This window comes from Mycolicibacterium tokaiense (assembly GCF_010725885.1).
In the GTDB taxonomy this organism is placed as follows: domain Bacteria; phylum Actinomycetota; class Actinomycetes; order Mycobacteriales; family Mycobacteriaceae; genus Mycobacterium; species Mycobacterium tokaiense.
Genome location: NZ_AP022600.1, coordinates 5,760,296 through 5,778,121, shown reverse-complemented (window position 1 = coordinate 5,778,121; position 17,826 = coordinate 5,760,296). Strand labels below are relative to the sequence as shown.

Annotated in this window: 17 protein-coding genes, 1 other RNA gene and 1 pseudogene; 8 read left to right on the top strand and 11 right to left on the bottom strand. The window is 69.1% G+C overall.

Going from position 1 to position 17,826, the window contains the following annotated elements:
* Nucleotides 1-10: 10 nt before the first annotated feature.
* On the top strand, nt 11-997 hold the full coding sequence (locus G6N58_RS27845; protein ID WP_115280647.1) for a cobalamin biosynthesis protein: 987 nt from the start codon (nt 11-13) through the stop codon (nt 995-997).
* Here the strand turns inward: G6N58_RS27845 and G6N58_RS27840 are convergent.
* From G6N58_RS27840 to G6N58_RS27830, 3 genes are read right to left on the bottom strand one after another with little or no spacing between them, the layout of a single operon-like run.
* Complete coding sequence (locus G6N58_RS27840) at nt 891-1,715, bottom strand: SURF1 family cytochrome oxidase biogenesis protein (RefSeq protein WP_115282006.1); 825 nt, start codon at nt 1,713-1,715, stop codon at nt 891-893. The genes G6N58_RS27845 and G6N58_RS27840 overlap by 107 nt on opposite strands.
* Complete coding sequence (locus G6N58_RS27835) at nt 1,712-2,188, bottom strand: low molecular weight protein-tyrosine-phosphatase (RefSeq protein ID WP_115280648.1); 477 nt, start codon at nt 2,186-2,188, stop codon at nt 1,712-1,714. The genes G6N58_RS27840 and G6N58_RS27835 overlap by 4 nt, the downstream gene beginning before the upstream one ends.
* Complete coding sequence (locus G6N58_RS27830; protein WP_115282007.1) at nt 2,181-2,906, bottom strand: HAD-IA family hydrolase; 726 nt, start codon at nt 2,904-2,906, stop codon at nt 2,181-2,183. The genes G6N58_RS27835 and G6N58_RS27830 overlap by 8 nt, the downstream gene beginning before the upstream one ends.
* Between G6N58_RS27830 and G6N58_RS27825 the strand changes: the two genes are divergently transcribed.
* The 3 genes from G6N58_RS27825 to G6N58_RS27815 are packed head-to-tail and all read left to right on the top strand — an operon-like array spanning nt 2,881 to nt 5,778.
* Complete coding sequence (locus tag G6N58_RS27825; RefSeq protein ID WP_232068030.1) at nt 2,881-4,008, top strand: Nif3-like dinuclear metal center hexameric protein; 1,128 nt, start codon at nt 2,881-2,883, stop codon at nt 4,006-4,008. The two genes, G6N58_RS27830 and G6N58_RS27825, sit on opposite strands and share 26 nt — an antisense overlap.
* The gene (locus G6N58_RS27820) at nt 3,995-4,714 is read left to right on the top strand and encodes a zinc ribbon domain-containing protein (RefSeq protein ID WP_115280650.1); all 720 of its coding nucleotides are present in this window, start codon (nt 3,995-3,997) and stop codon (nt 4,712-4,714) included. The genes G6N58_RS27825 and G6N58_RS27820 overlap by 14 nt, the downstream gene beginning before the upstream one ends.
* Nucleotides 4,711-5,778, top strand: coding sequence for a bifunctional RNase H/acid phosphatase (locus tag G6N58_RS27815; RefSeq protein ID WP_115280651.1), 1,068 nt, complete (start codon nt 4,711-4,713; stop codon nt 5,776-5,778). The genes G6N58_RS27820 and G6N58_RS27815 overlap by 4 nt, the downstream gene beginning before the upstream one ends.
* Here the strand turns inward: G6N58_RS27815 and G6N58_RS27810 are convergent.
* The gene (locus G6N58_RS27810) at nt 5,775-6,347 is read right to left on the bottom strand and encodes a helix-turn-helix domain-containing protein (protein ID WP_115280652.1); all 573 of its coding nucleotides are present in this window, start codon (nt 6,345-6,347) and stop codon (nt 5,775-5,777) included. The two genes, G6N58_RS27815 and G6N58_RS27810, sit on opposite strands and share 4 nt — an antisense overlap.
* Before the next feature lie 46 nt (nt 6,348-6,393).
* Between G6N58_RS27810 and G6N58_RS27805 the strand changes: the two genes are divergently transcribed.
* Together G6N58_RS27805 and G6N58_RS27800 are read left to right on the top strand one after the other, a co-directional pair.
* Complete coding sequence (locus G6N58_RS27805) at nt 6,394-7,338, top strand: NAD(P)/FAD-dependent oxidoreductase (RefSeq protein WP_115280653.1); 945 nt, start codon at nt 6,394-6,396, stop codon at nt 7,336-7,338.
* The gene (locus tag G6N58_RS27800; protein WP_115280654.1) at nt 7,335-7,955 is read left to right on the top strand and encodes a class I SAM-dependent methyltransferase; all 621 of its coding nucleotides are present in this window, start codon (nt 7,335-7,337) and stop codon (nt 7,953-7,955) included. The genes G6N58_RS27805 and G6N58_RS27800 overlap by 4 nt, the downstream gene beginning before the upstream one ends.
* Before the next feature lie 85 nt (nt 7,956-8,040).
* On the opposite strand, the gene G6N58_RS31380 is transcribed toward G6N58_RS27800, so the two are convergent.
* A complete protein-coding gene (locus G6N58_RS31380; protein ID WP_232068066.1) occupies nt 8,041-8,652 on the bottom strand; it encodes a transposase in 612 nt (203 codons plus the stop codon).
* A 364-nt stretch (nt 8,653-9,016) separates the two neighbouring features.
* A pseudogene (locus tag G6N58_RS31375) lies at nt 9,017-9,439 on the bottom strand (IS110 family transposase); the annotation flags it as partial.
* 246 nt (nt 9,440-9,685) lie between these two features.
* Here G6N58_RS31375 and G6N58_RS27790 point away from each other — a divergent pair.
* Nucleotides 9,686-11,065 (top strand): HNH endonuclease signature motif containing protein, encoded by a 1,380-nt coding sequence (locus tag G6N58_RS27790; protein ID WP_115280655.1) that lies wholly within the window; start codon nt 9,686-9,688, stop codon nt 11,063-11,065.
* Here the strand turns inward: G6N58_RS27790 and G6N58_RS27785 are convergent.
* Entirely contained in the window at nt 11,062-12,237 is a 1,176-nt protein-coding gene (locus G6N58_RS27785) for an MFS transporter (protein WP_163908492.1), read from the bottom strand. The genes G6N58_RS27790 and G6N58_RS27785 overlap by 4 nt on opposite strands.
* A 145-nt stretch (nt 12,238-12,382) precedes the next feature.
* On the opposite strand from G6N58_RS27785, the gene rnpB reads away from it, so the two are divergent.
* An RNA gene (rnpB, locus tag G6N58_RS27780) (RNase P RNA component class A) lies at nt 12,383-12,795 on the top strand.
* A 4-nt stretch (nt 12,796-12,799) separates the two neighbouring features.
* Here rnpB and G6N58_RS27775 read toward each other — a convergent pair.
* The 4 genes from G6N58_RS27775 to G6N58_RS27760 form a co-directional block, all read right to left on the bottom strand.
* Complete coding sequence (locus tag G6N58_RS27775) at nt 12,800-14,260, bottom strand: CYTH and CHAD domain-containing protein (RefSeq protein ID WP_115282008.1); 1,461 nt, start codon at nt 14,258-14,260, stop codon at nt 12,800-12,802.
* Nucleotides 14,261-14,343: 83 nt separating this feature from the next.
* Nucleotides 14,344-16,347 carry a 5-oxoprolinase/urea amidolyase family protein gene (locus tag G6N58_RS27770; protein ID WP_163908490.1) on the bottom strand — a complete coding sequence of 668 codons (2,004 nt, stop codon included), beginning with the start codon at nt 16,345-16,347 and terminating at the stop codon, nt 14,344-14,346.
* Nucleotides 16,344-16,979, bottom strand: coding sequence for an urea amidolyase associated protein UAAP2 (locus G6N58_RS27765; protein ID WP_172545029.1), 636 nt, complete (start codon nt 16,977-16,979; stop codon nt 16,344-16,346). The genes G6N58_RS27770 and G6N58_RS27765 overlap by 4 nt, the downstream gene beginning before the upstream one ends.
* On the bottom strand, nt 16,979-17,731 hold the full coding sequence (locus tag G6N58_RS27760) for a DUF1989 domain-containing protein (RefSeq protein ID WP_115280658.1): 753 nt from the start codon (nt 17,729-17,731) through the stop codon (nt 16,979-16,981). Before G6N58_RS27760 ends, G6N58_RS27765 begins: the two co-directional genes overlap by 1 nt.
* Nucleotides 17,732-17,826 lie beyond the last annotated feature (95 nt).

The window sequence follows — 17,826 nt, the reverse complement described above, 5'->3', positions numbered from 1 at the left end:
CGCTGCCGGGGTGTTTGGGCGCAGAGCTGTGGGAATTCTCGCCGGCTACCTGGCCGACCAGATTCTCGGCGACCCCCGGCGGGGTCACCCGGTGGCGGGCCTCGGCACCGCGGCCGCTGCGCTGGAGCGGCCGCTCTATCGGGACAGCCGGTGGGCGGGTGCGGTGTACACCGGCGTTCTGGTGGGCGGTGCGGGCCTGCTCGGCAGTGCCCTCACCGGAGCGGCGGGGGTGGGCGCGGCCACCTGGGTGGCGCTCGGGGGACGGTCGCTCGCGGCAACGGGCGCACGGATGGCCGACCTCCTGGAAGCCGACGACCTCGACGGGGCGCGGGCGCTGCTGCCGTCGCTGTGTGGCCGCGACCCCGAGTTCCTGGACGCGGCCGGACTGGCCCGCGCGGCGCTGGAGTCGATCGCCGAGAACACCTCCGACGCCCACGTCGCACCGCTGATGTGGGCAGCGGTGGCCGGAGCGCCCGGAGTGCTGGCCTACCGCGCCGTCAACACCCTGGACGCCATGGTGGGCAACTTCTCACCGCGCTACGCCCGGTTCGGTTGGGCGGCAGCCCGTCTGGACGACGTGGCGAACTACGTCGGGGCGCGGGTGGGCGGGCTTCTGACGGTGGTGTGCGCACCACTGGTCGGGGGCTCCCCGCGCGGTGCCGCGCGCGCGTGGTTCCGCGACGCCGCGCAGCATCCGAGCCCCAACGCCGGGGTGGTGGAAGCGGCGTTCGCCGGCGCGTTGGAGGTCCGGTTGGGTGGGCCGACGCAGTACCGTCACGAACTGCAGATTCGGCCGACCCTGGGCGACGGCAGGATCCCCGAGGTCGTCGACCTGCGGCGCGCGGTGGTGCTGTCCCGGTGGGTTCAGCTGGCGGCGGCCGTGCTGGCGGTCAGCGTCGCTTCCCGTACCGGTCGGCGAGCTTGTCTTCGACCGTCGGCGCGGTGTCGGCGGCCGCGATCTGCTCGGCGGCTTCGCGGTCGCGTCGGCGCGCTGTGACTTCCGCATAGATGAAGTAGCCCAGCCCGATCGGCGCGAAGATGCCGAAGGCGATCCACTGGATGCCGTAGGACAGGAACGGCCCGGCGTCCAGATGCGGTATCGGGATCGGAGTGAGCACCCCGGGCTGGTTGTCGACGAGCTGCAGGTAGGACCCGGCCAGGGGAGTGCCGGTGAGCGTCGACACCTGCCGGGTGTCGATGGCGTACACCTGTTGGTAACCGTCCTGGGTGAAGGGGTCGCGGCCGGCGGGTGCGGTCTCCGAGTCCCGCAGCCGGGCGGTGATGGTGACCGTCCCGTCCGGAAGCGCGTTGATCTCCGGCGGTCGTGACCCCTCTTCGGGGCGCACGTATCCGCGGTCCACCAGCACCACGGGCCCGTCGTCGACCGCGAACGGCACCAGCACCTCGAAGGCGGGCTCTCCTTCGACCACGCGCAGCCGGGCCAGCAGTTGCTGATCGCTCAGGTAGCGCCCGGTGGCGGTTACTTCATGCCATTGCAGGTCCGGCGCCGCGGAATCCTGCTGCGGTAGCACGTCTCTCACCGGCACGGGGTCCGCGGTCAGGGCGGCGTTGATCTGGCTGTTCTCGCGGGAGGTCTTGGTGTTCTTGCCCAGCTGCCACGGCGCCAGCACGGTGAAGCAGAGGTAGGCGAACGCGCCCACCACCACCGCCATGGCCAGCCACTGCGGCTTGAACACGAAGGCCCAGCGCTTCATCGCAGCGCCTCGTCCACCCACTCGTGCAGCCCGGGCAAGGACGCATCGATCACAGTGAAGACCTCCTCGAAATCGGAGTGGTCGCCGTAGTACGGGTCTTCCACGTCGAGGGCGTGCGCGCCGGAGCGGGGATCGAACGAGCGCAGCATCCGCAGCCGGTCCTTCTCGACGCCGAGGTCGGTGAGGATGCGCAGGTGGTTGCGGCCCAGGGCGACCACCATGTCGGCCGACAGGTGGTCGTCGTCGAGTTGGGCGGCGATGTGCTGGGTGGGGTAACCGTGCTCGCGCAGCACGCGGTTGGCGCGCCGGTCGGCGCCCTCGCCGACATGCCATGCCCCGGTGCCCGCGCTGGTGACGCGAACCCGGTCGGTCAGGCCCCGTTCGGCAATCTGGTGCGCGAACATCTTCTCCGCCATGGGGGAGCGGCAGATGTTGCCGGAGCACACGAACGTCACATGCAGCGGGTCAGGCACGCAGTGCCTCCCGCAGCTCGGAGATGTCGGACACCCGCCGTGCACCCAGAGCGGCGTCGATCACATCCGCACGCCCGTAACCCCAGCCCACCACCACGGTGGTGATGCCGTGAACGGCGGCGCCCTCCACGTCGTGGAGCCGGTCGCCGACCATCACCACCCGTTCGGGCAGCGGCGCCAGTTGCGCCAGGGCGTGGGCCACCACGTCGGCCTTGTGTTCGCGGGCACCGTCGGCGCCGGCGATCACCTCGAAGTAGCCGGCCAACCCGAAGTGCTCGAGGATGCGCCGGGCGGTCTTCTCGTTCTTCGACGTGGCCACCGCCAACCGCACCCCGGCGGCGCGCAGATCCGCCAGCAGGTCCTCGACACCGTCGAAGACGCTGTTCATCGACCAGCCGCGGGTGGTGTAGTCGGCCCGGTAAGCGGTCAGCGCCGCGGCGGCCTGGTCACCGAGCAGACGCTGCAGCGTCAGCGCCATCGGCGGGCCGACGATCCGGCCGGCCAGATCACCCCGCGGAACGTCGGCCCCCACCGCCGCCAGGGCGTGGCGGAAGCTGGCCACGATGCCCTCGGCGGAATCGGTGAGCGTGCCGTCGAGGTCGAACAGCACGAGCTCTGGCGTCGAGACGGGTTCCGGGGGTTGTGCCACGCTGCCATTGTCCCTGATGCCGCGACCACTACTGTTTCTGAGTGTGAGTGCGCGCGTGGGTGAGGTCATCGAGGTGCTCGATGCTGCCTACCCCCGCCACCTTGCGCATTCGTGGGACTCCGTGGGCCTGGTCTGCGGTGACCCCGACGAGACGGTGACCTCGGCGACAGTGACGGTCGACGTCACCGCGGCCGTGGTCGCAGACTCACCCGCCGGGGGCTTCCTGCTGGCGCATCACCCCCTGCTGCTGCGCGGGGTGGACACCGTGTCCGCCGACACCCCCAAGGGTGCCCTGGTGCACCGCCTGCTGCGGGCCGGGTCGGCGCTGTTCACCGCGCACACCAACGCCGACGCCGCCGCGCCCGGGGTGTCGGATGCGCTGGCCGACGCGCTGGGGCTGACGGTCACCCGCGTGCTCGACCCCGAGTCGGCCGCGGAGCTGGACAAGTGGGTGACGTTCGTTCCCGTCGAGCACACCGACGCGGTGCGCGCGGCGCTGTTCGACGCCGGCGCCGGCCGGATCGGTGACTACTCCCAGTGCAGCTGGTCGGTGACGGGCGCCGGACAGTTCCTGCCGGGCGCGGCCGCCACTCCGATGATCGGTGCCCCCGGCGCCCTGGAGCGGGTGGTCGAGGACCGGGTGGAGGTGATCGCGCCGGCACGCCTGCGTACCCGGGTGCTGGCCGCGCTGCGGGCGGCGCATCCTTACGAGGAGCCGGCGTTCGACGTGCTGGCGCTGGCGCCGCTGCCGTCGGACGTGGGGATTGGGCGGGTGGCGGCACTGCCCGAGCCCGAACCGCTCTCGGCGTTCGTGGCACGGGTGCGACGACGGCTGCCGGCCACCTCCTGGGGCGTGCGCGCCTCGGGTGACCCCGAAGCGCTGATCTCGCGGGTGGCGCTGTGCGGCGGGGCCGGTGACTCGCTGCTGGATGCGGTGGACAACGCCGGGGTGCAGGCCTACGTGACCGCCGACCTGCGACACCACCCGGCCGACGAGTACCGGCGGGGTTCGCCGGTGGCGCTTGTCGACGTAGCGCACTGGGCCAGTGAACAGCCCTGGTGCCACCAGGCTGCGGCCCTGTTGACCAGCCACTTCGGTGGCCGACTGCCGGTGCGGGTCAGTGAGATCCGCACCGACCCGTGGAATGTGGAGAGTGATGAAAGCCGATAGCGCGCAACAGCGTCTGCTGCTGGAACTGACCGAGCTGGACGCCGATCTGAGCCGGATCGCGCACCGCGCCAAGACTTTGGCCGAGCAGAAGCGCCTCGATGAGCTTCAGGCCGAGCAGCGTGCCGCTGCTGACCGGGTGGCCGTGCTGCAGATCTCCGTCGACGACCTCGACGGACAGGCAGCCCGCTTGGAGACCGAGATCGACGGGGTGCGCCAGCGAGAAGACCGCGACCGCTCACTGATGGACTCGGGATCGGTGAATCCCAAACAGCTCTCCGAGCTCCAGCACGAACTCGAGACCCTGGAGCGGCGGCAGGCGTCGCTGGAGGACTCGCTGCTGGAGGTGATGGAGCGCCGCGAGGAGTTGGTGGCCCAGCAGTCCGGTGAGCAGGAGCAGATCGACCGACTGGGGGCCGACGTCGCGCACGCGCTGTCCGACCGCGATGCTGCGCTGGCCGAGATCGAGCAGAGCCGCACGGTGGCCGGCCAGCGCCGAATCGCGTTGGTGGACAGCCTCGATGCGGAGTTGGTGGCGCTCTACCAGAAGGCGGGAGCCGGGGTGCTGCAGGGCCGCCGGTGTGGCGCCTGCCGAATCGAGATCGACCGTGGCGAGTCTGCGCGTATTGCCGCCGCCGCCGAGGACGATGTGGTGCGGTGCCCGGAGTGTGGTGCAATTCTGTTGCGCAGTAAGGGTTTCGGTTCGTGAAAGTTCTGGTCGAGGCCGACGGGGGATCGCGGGGTAACCCGGGCCCGGCGGGGTACGGCGCGGTCGTTTTCTCCGCCGATCGCGGGGCGGTGTTGGCGGAGGCCAAGCAGTCGATCGGCACGGCCACCAACAATGTCGCCGAGTACCGCGGCCTCATCGCGGGGTTGACCGAGGCGCTGGCAGCGGGGGCCTCCGAGGCGGCGGTCGCCATGGACTCCAAGCTGGTGGTGGAGCAGATGTCGGGCCGGTGGAAGGTCAAGAACCCCGATCTGGCTGTGCTGTTCGAGCAGGCCCAGGAGTTGGCCCGGCAGTTCGACGCCATCAGTTACCGGTGGATTCCGCGTGCGCAGAACTCGCACGCCGACCGTCTGGCCAACGAGGCGATGGACGCCGCAGCAACGACCGAATCGGTGGAAGTGGCCACCAATCCGGCGGGGTGGACCGGTGCCCGCGGTGCGCCGACGCGGATGCTGCTGCTACGCCACGGTCAGACCGAACTCTCGGTGGAGCGGCGCTACTCCGGGCGCGGCAATCCGCCGCTGACCGAGCTGGGCCAGCGTCAGGCGAGCGCTGCCGCGGCGCATATCGGTGGCATCGACGGGATTTCGGCGGTGTACACCTCACCGTTGCAGCGCGCGTACGACACCGCGGCCGCAGCCGCCAAGGTGCTGGGGCTCGACGTGACCGTGGACGACGATCTGATCGAAACCGACTTCGGTGGGTGGGAGGGGCTCACGTTCTCGGAGGCCTCGACATCGGATCCCGAGCTGCACGGGCGATGGTTACGCGATACCAGCGTCGACCCACCGGGTGGTGAGAGCTTCGACACTGTTGCCCGCCGAATCCGCCAGGCCCGCAACCGAATCCTGACCGAGCATGCCGGTGAGACGGTGTTGGTGGTCTCGCACGTGACGCCCATCAAGACGATGCTGCGGATGGCGCTCGACGCCGGCCCCGGCATTCTCTACCGGTTGCACCTGGACCTGGCCTCGTTGTCGATCGCCGAGTTCTACCCCGACGGCGGGGCGTCGGTGCGGCTGGTGAACCAGACCTCGCACCTCTAAGTGTGCAGGTGCAGTCGCTCGCCTTGGGCGCCGAAGATCATGATGGCCTCGACGGGCTCGTCGACCGCACCGAACCAGTGCGGTGTCCACGTGGTGAACTCCACGGCCTCACCGGGTTCGATGGTGAAGTCCCGGTCACCCAGGATCAGCCGCATCTTGCCGGACAGCACATACATCCAGTCCTGACCTTCATGGACTGGGAACTCCGATGGCGGGGTGTTGCGCTGGGGGTCGACGCGGATCTTGAACGCATGCAGTCCGCCTGCCGGGCCGTGGCGGGTGAGCGGCCAGAAGGTCACCTGGTTGTGGGTCTGCGAGGCGCCCCGCACCCGCGGGTCCGGTAACTCGGGTTCGCGCAGCAGGTCGTCGGTGCTCACCGAGAGCGCGGCCGCCAGGCGGGGAAGGTGGTCGAGTGCCAGGCGCCGCTTGCCGGATTCCAGCCGGCTCAACGTCGAGACGTCGATCTGAGCGCGGCGGGACACGTCGTCCAAGGTCAGGCCCTGGCGGACCCGCAGTTCCCGGAGCCGACGGCGCACCAGGGCATCCACATCCGGTTCTTTTGCCTCCATGGCAAATCACCTTGGCATTTTTGTCCTGCGTGGGCAAGCTCGAGTCATGGATGTTGATTGTGTGATCGTCGGCGGCGGGGCTGCCGGACTGAGCGCCGCACTGGTGCTGGGCCGGGCCCGCCGCCGGGTGGTGGTGGTAGACGCCGGCCGGCAGAGCAACCGGGCGGCCCACGGGATCGGCGGGTTGCTGGGCCACGACGGGCGAGCGCCGGCGCAGTTGTACGAAGACGGCCGCGCGGAGTTGACGGCTTACCCCACGGTGGAGGTGCGGGACGGGACCGTGGTGGACGCCACTGCCGTGGCCGGCGGGTTCGTGACGCGGCTGGACGACGGCGCCGAGATCAGCACCCGCACCGTGCTGCTGGCCACCGGCATGGACTATCGGCCCGCCGACCTGCCCGGCGCTGCGGAGCTGTGGGGTGACTCGGTGTTCCACTGCCCGTTCTGCCACGGCTGGGAGGTCCGCGACCGGCCGCTGGCGGTGTGCGCCAACGGCGATCGCGCCGTGCACATGGCCCTGCTGCTGCGCGGCTGGAGCGACGACGTGGTGCTGCTGACCAATGGCCGCGCCGAACTGGATGCCGCACAACAGGTTCTGCTCTCGGCGGCCAAGGTGTCCGTGGACGAACGCCGGATCGTGCGCCTCGACGGCGCGGACGGACGCTTGAAGGCGGTGGTGTTCGATGACGACGAGCGCCTGCTGCGGGGTGGGCTGCTGGTGTCGACCACCCTGCACCAGCGCTCGGCGCTGGCGCAGCAGCTGGGCGTGGAGTTCACTGAGCCGGGTCCCGCTGTTGTGGACGCGGTGAAGGTGGACGCGTTCTGCCGCACCAGTATTCCCGGCGTCTTCGCCGCCGGCGACGTGAGCACCCAGATGCCGCAGGTGGCCGCCGCAGTGGCCGCAGGGGCACTGGCCGGCGCAGCGATCATGCAGACACTGATGTCCGAAGACGTCGGACTTCCGATACCCCCACGAGGAGACGCACGATGAACAGTGCCGAGACACAGGAACTCTGGAACACCATGTACCGCGAGTCGGCCCGACGCTGGAGCGGCGCGGCCAATGTGCGGCTGGTCGAGGTGGCGGACGCGCTGCCGCCGGGGCGGGCGCTGGACCTGGGTTGCGGCGAAGGCGGTGACGCCAAGTGGCTGGCCTCGCGGGACTGGCAGGTCACGGCCGTGGACATCTCCGATGAGGCGCTGCGGCGGGCTGCCGAGGATGCCGGAGAGTTGGCTTCTCGCATCGACTTCCAGCACCATGACCTGACCCGCAGCTTCCCCGACGGCGAGTTCGACCTGGTGTCCGCGCAGTTCCTGCAGTCGCCGGTGGAGTGGGACCGCTACACGCTGCTGCGGCGTGCCGCAGCAGCCGTTGCGCCCGGCGGGCTGTTCCTGCTCGTCGATCATTGTGAGGCGCCGCCCTGGTCGGGGCACCGCCACCAGGATCACCACTTCGCTTCGGTGCAGGAGGTGCTGGCCGGATTGGCGCTGCCGGAGTCCGACTGGGAGGTGGTGCGCGCCGAGGCGGCGATGCGCGACGCCACCGGGCCCGATGGGCAGCAGGCCCGGATCGCTGACAATGTGATGGTGCTGCGGCGCCGGGGCTGAGCGCGGCAGGGATCGAAAACACCTGTACCACTTGAGTATCGCGTGTAACATCACGCGGATTTTTGAGTTCCTAAGCGATGTCAAGTCATGAGGCGGCTTCTAGACTGTGGTTGACGGGCCGGTGGATTGGAGCGCTTGGCGACTCCTGTTGTCCCCGGCCCGTCCTTCCTTTGAGTCGCTGTGTGCGGCGGGTGTCGGCGGCCTTGACTCGAATCTTCTGGTCGACGCGGTGGTGGGCGGTGACCAATTTTCGGCCTTCGTCAGCGTGGATGGGTCGGCCGTCGATATCCCGCATTTTGTAGGGCTGACCTGTGCGGAGGCAGGTGGCGATACGGGTCAGCAGTATGGTGGCGATGTGGCAGAGCGCTGAGTCATGATGACGCTCGGTTTGCATGAGCCGTTTGTACTTGGCGGCCAACTGGGGATCGGTCTTGCGGGCATGATCGGCGGCGGCGAAGAGCGCTTCCCGCAGCAGCGGATCGCCGGCCTTGGTCAATCCGGTCTGTTGATGGGTTTGCCCGGACTGGTTGAGCTTGGGAATCAGCCCGGAGTAGGCGCGGATGGCAGCTAACGAGTGGAATCGGTGGGGTCCCGAGACGGCCGGCGATGACGGCGCCAATGATCGGACCGACGCCGGGCGCGGAGGCGATGATGCCGTTGGGGTCGGCTTCGGCGTAGAGGTTGGCGGCTCGTTCATCGAGGTCGTCGATTTGTTCGGTCAACGCAAGGGCTTGTTCGGCTTCTACGGCGATATCGGCGGCCAACTCGGCGAAATCGATGCGCGCGTCGTCGCCAGAGCCCCACAGCTGCAACGATTCCCGAGCTGCAGCGAGGATCGCGGTGGCGTAGGTTTCACGCCAGGCGCCGCGGGAGTGGCGGATCAGGAATCGGGTCAGCCGTGCATGTCCGAGGCGGATCACTGTGTTGGGATCGGCGTAGCGGGCCAGCAGTTCTAGGGCGGTCTTGCCGAATCGGGCACTCAAGGCGTCGTACCAGGCCGGGCCGAGCAACTCCAGTTGGGCATCGAGGCGTTGAAAGACCGCGGTGCGGCGTTTGACGATGGATGATCGGATTTTGACGATCCGGCGCAGTGGCTCAGCCGGGCCGCCGCCGGTGTGATCGCGCAATCCTTCGGGGTGCAGGAGTGGCAGCCGGGCCAGCATTTTGGAGTCGAGGTGGTCGTTTTTGGCGTGTTTGGAGTAATAGGCTCGTAGATCGGCAGATTGCGTCGTGGGAACCATGGACACTCGTGCACCTCGGTGGCGGAACCACGATGCCAACGGCGCCCAGGCGTTGCGGGTGGGTTCCATGATGATGCGTACGGTGTCGCGCTTCTTTAGTCCGCAAGCGGTCCAGAGCTTCTCGAGTTCATCGGGGCGAGTGAAGAATCGCCGACCTGTCCAGACGAAGGTCCCGTCAGGGCGCGCCAGGGACGCTTGATGAGCAGCCCTGCAGGCGACATCAATGCCTAGGATCAGTTCCATGCCATGTCCTTTCGATCAAGTGGGTGGTTAACCTGCGATCGAGGCTGGCATAGCCCAGACATTCCATAAGCAGGAGTCCAACCATCAGTCGGCTCCAAGTTCCCGAACAGGGACACCAGAATCGCGCAGGTTGTGCCGCGACAGCCACTCAGAAATCAGGAATCCCAGAAGGTTCCAGTCGGTAGCCTGGCTGTCCGCGAGCACTCACTCAATCTAAATGTCGGTGGTCGCCTATATGTTCGAGGCATGGGCAGATCGGCAGTCGCAGACCGAGAGGCGATGCTGGCTGCCCTGGCGCAGATCGAAGAACTGACCGCCCGGATGAATCGGCTGTCCATCGACGCGTTCTCCGATGCCGAGTTGTTGAATGTGCAGCAGCGCCGCGAAGCCGTGCACCGCGCGCAGCCGGTGCTCGATCATCGGGTGTATCAGCGGATCACGTCTCAGAGTTCACCGGTGGCCTTGGGTGCCAAGAATTACGCGGCAGTGCTGTCGCAGCGGCTGCGGATCTCCACCTCGGAGGCGCGCCGCCGGTTGGATGAGGCGGCGTTGTTGGGGCCGCGGACCTCGCTGACCGGTGAACCGCTGGCACCCTCCATGCCGACGTTCGCGCGCGGTCAGGCGCAGGGGTTGATCGGCGCCGAGCACATCAAGCATCTGCGGTGGTTCTTCAGCAAGCTGCCGTTGGCGGTGGATTTTCAGACCCGGGCCAACGCCGAGGCCAAGTTGGCCCAGCATGCCTGTGAGCTGGGGCCTGAGGCGTTCCGCACAGCCGCAGCGCACATGCTCTATCTGCTGAACCAGGACGGGGAGCTCTCCGATGAGGACCGTCAAGCCCTGGCCTACATCCGGGTCGGCAAGCAACGCCCCGACGGGATGCGGCCCTTCGAAGGCTTGTTGACCCCGGAGGCCTGGGCGACTCTGGAGCCGTTGCTGGAGCGCAACGCCGCCCCGGGGATGTGCAACCCGGCTGATGAGAACCCCTGCCTTGACGGTGAACCCACAGAAGAGCAGATACGCAACGACACCCGCACCACGGGCAAGCGGAATCACGACGCGCTGCTGGCGTTGTGCCAACGCCTGCTCACCACGCAGCCGACGGGGACCGTCAACGGATTACCGGCGAACGTGGTGATCACGGTGAGTCTGACCGATCTGGAGAAGGGCACCGGCCACGGGCTGACCGCCGGCGGCACGCTGCTGCCGATCGCCGATGTGCTGAAGTTCGCCGCCCACTCCCGCCCATGGCTGGCGCTGTTCGACGGCAAAGGGCTACCGCTGCATCTGGGCCGGGCCCGCCGGACCGCCACCCTCGCCCAGCGGTTGATGCTGCTCGCGAAGCACCGGGGCTGCACGATGCCCGGCTGCACCGCCAGCGCCTACCGTTCCCAGGTGCATCACGCCAATCAGGATTGGAAGGACGGTGGGCGCACCGACATCGAGGACCTGACGTTGGCGTGCGGGCCGAACAATCGGATGGTGGAGACCACCGGATGGACCACAAGAAACCGCCCCGAGGATGGTGTCACCGAGTGGATCCCGCCGCCACACCTCGACTGCGGCCAGTCCCGCACCAACAACCTCCACCACCCGGAACGGATCATCGACCCCGGCGACGACCCTTAACCCGCAGTGCGCGCCAGGCTGCGCCGGCCACTGCGAATTACGGCCGCCAGCGCCAGCGCGCTGATCAACGCCAGTGCCGCGACGCTGATCCACACGGGCCGGTAGCCCCACTGCGAGGCCACCTGCGCCACTACCAGCGGGCCCAGGAACGATCCGGTGGCAAAGCCCGTCATCAGGGTTCCGGTGGCGCGGGCGGGGTCGTCGGCGTGTGCGCGCATGGTGGCCAGATGGACCAGCCCAGTCCACCCGAATCCCAGTCCCGCTGCCAGCGTCGCGCCGAGAACGAACAGCGGAGGCCACCCCGTTGCCATCAGGGCACCGCCGACGCAGCAGAGGAACAGCAGGGCAACGGCGTTCACCGTCGGATCACGCTGCGGGCGGCGGTCGCCGTACCGGCCGAGGCCGATGCGCGCGAGCACGGCCAGGGTGCCGCAGCCTGCGGCCAGCAGGCCGGCCTGCCCGGGCGCCAGCATGCCCGAGGCCACGGTGCCGGAGATCAGCAGCACCGTCAACGAGGTCCCGGCGGCCGCTCCGCAACAGACGCCGAGGCTGAGGAGCCGCAGCGGAAACGCTGCACCGGACACACCTTCGGTGTCGACGTGGAGTCGGGCCGGACCGGCGTCGGGCCGGTGACAGAACGCTGCCACGACCAGCCCGCAGCTCACCAGGGCGGCGACGGCAAAAGCCCACCGCCAGCCCACCGTCAGGGCGATGGCCGGCACGGCCAGACCTCCGGCAATCCCGGCGGCCGGCATCGCCGACTGCTTGATCCCCAGGGCCAGACCGAGATGCCCCCGCACACCCTCCGCGAGCACCACGTTGCTGGCGGGGTGCACCGCGCCGTTGGCCATCCCTCCCGCCAGCAGCGCGGCCGCCATCACCCAGATGTTCTGCGCCAAGCCCAGGATCACCAGCACCGCGGCATTGACCGTCATCACCGCCATCAGGCTGCGGCGCGGGCCCTGACGGGACACCAGCCGACCCAGCGCCGCGGTGGTGACGGCGGTGGCGCCGTAGAACCCCGAGACCGCCAGACCGACCTGACCGATGTCGAGGTGCAGATCCGCCGAAATCTGGACCGCGGTGGCAGCCACCAACAGCGAGGGGGCGATCGACATGGTGGCCGTCGACGACGCCAGTGCCACCGGACGCAGGTGAAAGCTGGTGCTCAAGCACGGTTCCTCTCGTTGCATCGATTACACCGAGCAACGGCCCAGACCGGCATGACACCGTCCGTGAAACCGGGCGGCGAGCACTGGGGGCAGCCGTCATTCATTCGCCTTTCGCCTGCGGTAACCAGTACCTTGGTTGGGCGAACGAGTTGGCTGGGCGGCCGCGGAAGACCGACCGGTCCTGCAGAGGGGGAGGAGGGACGGCCGGATCTTTCGAGGAAAGTCCGGACTTCACAGAGCAGGGTGATTGCTAACGGCAATCCGAGGTGACTCGCGGGACAGTGCCACAGAAAACAGACCGCCAGTACTGGTAAGGGTGAAACGGTGCGGTAAGAGCGCACCAGCATCCCGGGTGACCGGGATGGCTAGGCAAACCCCACCCGAAGCAAGGCCAAGAAGATCGCGTGGGGGCGCGATCGCGCAGACGTTCGAGGGTTGCTCGCCCGAGTCTGCGGGTAGGCCGCTCGAGGTACCCGGCGACGGTGTGCCCAGATGGATGGTCGCCACTGAACCCTCACGGGTTCAGGACAGAATCCGGCTTACAGGCCAGCTCGTTCGCCCCTCAGAGCTTGCGCACCGCCTTCTGCAGCGCCGCCAGCGCATCCTCCACCTGCAGCCGCGCCGCCTCGGCGAACTCGTACTCGCGTTGGTAGAGCAATCCGTAGGTGAAGGTGTCCTCGCCGGCGGCGTGGGCGGCCTCGGCCTCCTGCAGCAGGTGGGCGCGGCTGACGTGGCTGTCCTGATGGTCGCCGAGCAGCGTCTGGATCTCCTTGGCGGCGCCGGCCACCTTGTCGGCGCCCAGTGCCGAGGCGGTGTATCGCAATCGCTTGGCGCTCTTGCGGATTCGGTGGAGCGCTTCGTCGCGGTCCTCGGTGGCCTCGTCGGCGGCCCGGGCGGCCTTGCGGACCCGCTTGTACGCCGAGTCGACGGTCACCGGCTTGTGCTCGGCACCGTCGGTGGTCACCGGCTCGGAGGTGGCCAGCTCTTCGAGGGCGTCCAGCAGCCGGAAGTAGCGCGGGGTGCGCATGGCGGCCAGCGACCTGCGGTGCCCGACGGCGTAACGCTTCTGGGCGCCGTCGACCAGCCGCTCGTGCACCGGGCCGCGCACCAGCTCGGCGGGCAGGTCGGCCAGCGACTTCTCGTACCGCTCGGCGAGCACCTCGGCGTCGCGGGCCACGCCCAGGATGGCAGCCAGGGCCTTGAGTTCGTCCAGCACCCAGCTGTCGTCGGTCAGGCCGAAGGACTCCTCGGACTCCTTGAGCAGGCTGCGCAGCTTGCGGGTGGTGACCCGCATCTGGTGCACCGAATCCCAGACGTCGGCGCGCACGGCGCGGTCCCATTCCACCAGCTCGGCGACCTGCTCGGCGACCGCGCGGTGCACCGGATCCTCGGGCGTCGGTGCTGGGGCGGGGGCGCTGCCCAGGACCCTGGCCAGCTTCGACCCGCTGGCGGCGGGGGCGGCGCCGGCGTCGAGCAGGCGATTGCCGAGCCGGCCCAACAGCGCGGGGTCGGCGTCGGGGGACAGCAGTTCCAGTTCCCACTCCCGCCATGCCTGCTCGTCACCGTCGGTGGCCCATGCGGTCACCTGGTCATCGCAGAACTCGGCGAGCGCCACCCCGTCGGCGCCGTAGAGCAGCTGGATGTGGCGAGTCGTGCTGATGCGTGCGACGGGCGCCAGTGGACGGTCCCGGACGATCGCCAGCACCACGTCGAGCAGGTCGGCCGGCACAGTGTCGGTACCGGCCTCCAGCGGCACCCGGACCTCGGTGCGCGCGTCGGCGCCCGCGGGCAGTTTGAGGTGCCACCCCTCGTCGCTGCCCCCGGTGCGGCGGCGCAAGGTGATCTTGTGGGCGGCCAGGTCATGGCCGGCGGTGTCGTAGTAGACGGCGTCGAGTGACTCGGCGGGGGAGAGCTCCACCCGGGCGACAGCGTTCAGTCCGTCGAAGGACGGCGACACCGTGGATTCGGTGACGTCGAACTTGCGCTCGATCTCCTTGTGCCGGGTCGGTTTCGCGGTTGGCATGTCCACCTTCGCTGCTGGGATGGGTCCGAGAATCTGAACAGAGTGCCACACCCAGGTGAACAGCGAGCTACGCACGCTGACGGCTACTTTCTGGTGAACTCCCCGGCGGTGTCCCACGCCTGGCGTTCGGCGGCGAAGGCGTCGGCCTGCTGGCGGCGGAACGCCGCGATCGGGTCGGCGTCGGCGGCCAGGAACTCCAGGTAATCCGGCAGGGAGAAGGTGCCGTCTGCGATGTCCACGTCCCCGCGGCCGGCGGCGGTGTCAGCCCGCAGATCCATCAGCTCGGCAGCCCTGACCGGGTAGAAGCTGATCCGGTCGAAGTAGCGCAGCAGCCACGGCGTGCCCGGTTCGAAGGAACCGGCATCGCGGGGATGCCGGTGGTTCCACACCTGGGTGGTACGGCCCACGAACTGGTAGCCGCCCGGGCCTTCCATGCCGTAGATGCACATGTAGGCACCGCCGATGCCGACGGCGTTCTCCGGGGTCCAGGTCCGGGCCGGGTTGTACTTCGTGGTCACCAGTCGGTGCCGCGGGTCCAAAGGAGTGGCCACCGGTGCGCCGAGGTAGACATCGCCGAGCCCGAGGACCAGGTACTGGGCGCCATAGACGATGTCGTGCACCGCCTCGACGTCGGCCAGGCCGTTGATCCGCCGGATGAACTCGATGTTCCACGGACACCAGGGCGCGTCGGCGCGCACACCGTGCATGTAGCGCTGAATCGCCTCGTGCGTCGACGGGTCGTCCCAGGACAGTGGCAGGCGGACCTCGCGGCTGGGCACCACCAGCTGCTCGGTGGCCGGCAGGGTTTCGTCGATGCCCGCCAGCAGCTCGGTGAGCTCGTCGATGCTCAGCCTGCTCGGGTCGAACTGCACCTGCAGCGAGCGCACCCCCGGCACCATCTCGGTGATCCCGTCGATGCCCCGCCGGCTGAGCTCCTCGTAGAGCACATGGACGCGGGCGCGCATCGCCAGGTCCAGCAGCATCGGCCCGTACTCGATGAGCACCCCGCCGTCGCCGCTGCGTCGCAGGGTCACGTCGGTGCCGTCCCGGGTCTGGAAGCGGGCCAGCACGCCGTCGTCGCCGTCACCGGACCGGGAGAACACCACCGGGAACGACGCTCTGCGTTGCACGTCGAGGCGGTCCAGCGAGGGGGCGCGTTGCGCCCGCACCGGGACGAACCGCACGGCGTCGCCCGGGGCCAGCTGACCCAGCTTCCAGCGATCAGCGCGCACCACTGTCAGGGGGCAGACGAAGCCGCCGAGGCTGGGCCCGTCCGGGCCGAGCAGGATCGGGGTGTCGCCGGTGAAGTCCAGTGCACCAACACAATAGGCGTTGTCGTGGATGTTCGACGGGTGCAACCCGGCCTCGCCGCCGTCGGTGCGGGCCCACTGCGGCTTGGGTCCCTCCAGGCGCACGCCGGTGCGGTCGGAGTTGAAGTGGACGGTGTAGTCCGTGCTCAGCAGCGTGGTGATGTCGGCGCGGGTGAAGAACTCCGGAGCCCCGTGGGGACCCTCGGTGACCGCCAGCTCCCAGCGGTGTCCGATGCTGGGCTGTTCCTCGATCGCGACCCGGGCGGCACGCTCGGGTGCCGGTTCATCGGCCCCCGGGTCACCGCTGATGGTCAGGTCATCGCCGGCGCGCAGGGCCCGGCCGTCGTGCCCGCCGAATGCTGCCATGGTGAAAGTGGCTGTGCTGTCCAGGTAGTCGGGCTCCACCAGGCCGCCGGAGAACAGCACGTAGCTGCGCATGCCGGGTCCGGTGATCATTCCCACCGTCAGCGTGCCCCCGGGCGGCACGGTAATGGACTGCCACTGCGGCACAGCGGTTCCGTCGACGCTGACCGGCGCGGGTGCTCCGGTGACGCACACCCGCGCGCCGTCGGGGAACCGCAACGTCGGACCGCCGCGGGTGCATTCCAGGCCGGGGGCGCCCTCGGCATTGCCCAGCAGTCGGTTGCCGAGGCGGAACGACAGGTCGTCCATGGGGCCCGACGGCGGAACGCCGATGTGCCAGTAGCCGATTCGGCCCGGCCAGTCCTGCACCGTGGTCAGCATCCCGGGCTCGACCACATCGACTTTGGCGGTCATGGGGCGGTGGTCACCATCCGCACCGGGGTCGGGTTGAAGCCGTTGCAGGGATTGTTGATCTGCGGGCAGTTGGAGACCAGCACCAGCGTGTCGGTCTCGGCGCGCACCGTCAGCGACTTCCCCGGCGCGGACAGCCCGTCGACGATGCCGAGGGTGCCATCGGCCTCCACCGGTACGTTCATGAAGAAGTTGATGTTGGGCACGATATCCCGTTTGCCCATACCGTATTTGGCGGCTTCGGCCAGGAAGTTCTCGGCGCACGCATGCTGGTGCACCGTGTGGTGGCCGTAGCGCAGGGTGTTGGACTCCTTGGAGCAGGCGCCGGCCAACGTGTCGTGATTGCCCACCTCGTCGGCGACGATCGTCACCAGCGGGGTGCCGTCGGTGGCGCGCAGCACCGAACCGGTGGTGAGAAAGATGTTGCCCTGCGCGGTGACGGTGGCCTGGCAGCTGTACCGCTTGGCGGGGTCCACTGTGCTGGTGCCGGGGAACACGCCGTAGAACAGCGTGTCGACCGCCTGGTTGCCCTCCAGGTCGATGATCTGCAGGTGCTGGCCGGGTCGCAGCACGGTCGACCACGGGGCGCAGGCCGCGACGGTCTGGTCGGAGACGATGCCGGTGGTCAGGGTCATCACAGTCCCTCACTGTTGCGGGCCAGGGCCCAGGTGCTCTCGGTGTTGAACAGCGCCCGCAGATACTCGGGGTCGTCGTTGACCGGCGTGCTCAGTTCGTCGGCGTCGGCCCGCCAGGCCAGGACGTCGAGCGCGGTGGTGGCGGGCGCCGGGTCCAGTGGGTGCGCCGAATTCACCAGCGCCACCACGACCGGCAGGTGGATCAGCAGGTCGACATACGTTGCGGGCCCGGCGGATCCGGTAAAGTGCAGGCCGCCGTCGGCGCCCACCCGCGCGCCCTGGAAGAAGGACGCGGACGGGGCGACGTCGCGCACGTCCATGCCGTGTTTGGCGACGGCCAGCAGCATGGCGGCCTGGGCGGCGGGCGTCATGCCGCACACCAGGTCGTGATGACCCGAGGTGTCGCCCACCACGGTCGCGAGCACCCGGCCCTGGTCGGAGAGCAGGGGGTGCCCGACGCTCAGATAGGCCTGCCACGGCACCTTCATGGTGTCTGCGACGTTGAGGCGCTCCCAGTTGGCGTCGGCGCGGAACATCAGCAGGTTCGCCGCAGCGCCGCCGTCGGGATCGGCCAGACGCAGGCGGCTGCCGCGGCCCAGGACCCGGGTGGTGTAGGACCCGGCAGGAACGCTCTCAGCCCAGGTCAGCCGGGTGGAATCCACCTCGGCCGGGGTGGCGGGGATGCGCATGGTGGCGCCGCCGGCCTGGGACCGGGCGTGCGATCGTGCGCCGTCGGTCGACGCGGTGCTCATGGTTCCTCCTCGGCACGATTAACTGTCGACTGAAAGTTTTGAACGCGCCCGTTCCGGGGCCGTATCTGGGCTGTTACGTTCACATGACAATTTCT